General features: G+C 64.9%; 1 protein-coding gene and 1 pseudogene. Both read left to right on the top strand.

Annotated elements, in window-relative coordinates; all coding sequences use genetic code 11:
• Positions 1–1,171 (top strand): GltB/FmdC/FwdC-like GXGXG domain-containing protein (locus A8G08_RS16655; RefSeq protein ID WP_068276383.1); only part of this gene is annotated, 1,171 nt, incomplete at its 5' end.
• Positions 1,164–1,650, top strand: a pseudogene (gene gltD, locus A8G08_RS16650) (glutamate synthase); the annotation flags it as partial. The gene A8G08_RS16655 and the pseudogene gltD, both read left to right, overlap by 8 nt.

Here is a 1,650-nt window from a genome sequence, read left to right as displayed (position 1 = left end):
GATGCGTGTCTGCCACCTCGACACCTGCCCGGTGGGCGTGGCGACGCAGAACCCTGTGCTGCGCGAGCGGTTCAACGGCAAGCCGGAGTTCGTCGAGAACTTCTTCAAGTTCATCGCCGAAGAGGTGCGCGAGCTCCTCGCAGAGCTGGGCTTCCGCACGCTCAACGAGGCCATCGGCCAGGTTGGGCTGCTGGACACCACGAAGGCCAAGGAGCACTGGAAGGCGAGCAAGCTCGACCTTTCGCCGATCCTGGAGAGCCTCGAGACGCCGTTCATGCGTCAGGACCTGTACTGCACCAAGGAGCAGGACCACAGCCTGGACAAGGCGCTCGACAACGAGCTCATCACGCTGAGCAAGGACGCGCTCGAGTTCGGCCGCGCCGTGAAGTTCGAATCCAAGATCAGCAACGTGAACCGCACGGTCGGCACCATGCTCGGCCACGAGGTGACCAAGCTCTACGGTGGCGCGGGCCTGCCCGACGACACCATCGACATCACCTTTACCGGTTCCGCGGGCAACAGCTTCGGCGCGTTCGTGCCGGCCGGTATCACCCTGCGGGTGCTCGGTGACGCGAACGACTATGTGGGCAAGGGCCTGTCGGGTGGCCACCTCGTGGTGCGCCCGTCGCTCGATGCACCGGCCAACTTCGTCGCCGAGAAGAACATCATCGCGGGCAACGTGATCCTGTTCGGCGCGACGAATGGCGAGGCACTGCTCCGCGGTGTCGTCGGTGAGCGCTTCGCGGTGCGTAACTCGGGTGCGACCGCGGTCGTCGAGGGCGTGGGTGACCACGGCTGCGAGTACATGACCGGTGGCCGCGTTGTTGTGCTCGGCGAGACGGGCCGCAACTTCGGTGCCGGCATGTCCGGCGGTGTCGCCTACATCTACAACCCGAACGGCACTTTCGAGGCGAACCTCAACCCCGAGTTGGTCGACCTCGAGGAGCTCTCGGGTGACGACTTCGCGTGGCTGCGCGACATCATCGCGCGCCACCGCGACGAGACCGGCTCACCGGTTGCCGAGCGCATCGTGAGCGACTGGTCGCAGCAGGTGAATCACTTCGTGAAGGTGATGCCTCGCGACTACAAGAAGGTACTGCTCGCCATTTCCGAGGCCGAGAAGAACGGTGCGGACGTGGACGAGGCGATTATGGAGGCTGCACGTGGGTGACCCGAGCGGATTTTTGAAGAACACTTCGCGGGAACTGCCCAAGCGCCGCCCCGTGGCCCTGCGATTGATGGACTGGAAAGAGGTCTACGAAGACTTCGACGACCAGACCCTGCAGAAGCAGGCAAGCCGCTGCATGGACTGCGGAATCCCGTTCTGCCACAACGGTTGCCCGCTGGGCAACCTGATCCCGGAGTGGAACGACCTGGTCTACAAGGACCGGTGGCGCGACGCGATCGACCGGCTCCACGCGACCAACAACTTCCCGGAGTTCACCGGGCGGCTGTGCCCCGCGCCGTGTGAGGGTTCCTGCGTGCTCGGCATCAACCAGGATCCGGTCACCATCAAGCAGGTCGAGGTCGAGATCATCGACCGCGCCTTCGATGAGGGCTGGGTCCAGCCGGTGTACCCGACCGGGCTGACCGGCAAGAAGGTCGCCGTGATCGGTTCGGGTCCCGCGGGTCTCGCTGCCGCACAGCAGC

It is taken from the genome of Aldersonia kunmingensis, assembly GCF_001646865.1.
In the GTDB taxonomy this organism is placed as follows: Bacteria; Actinomycetota; Actinomycetes; order Mycobacteriales; family Mycobacteriaceae; genus Aldersonia; species Aldersonia kunmingensis.
The sequence above is the reverse complement of the archived record's forward strand: the minus strand, read 5'-3'. Positions and strand labels throughout refer to the sequence as shown.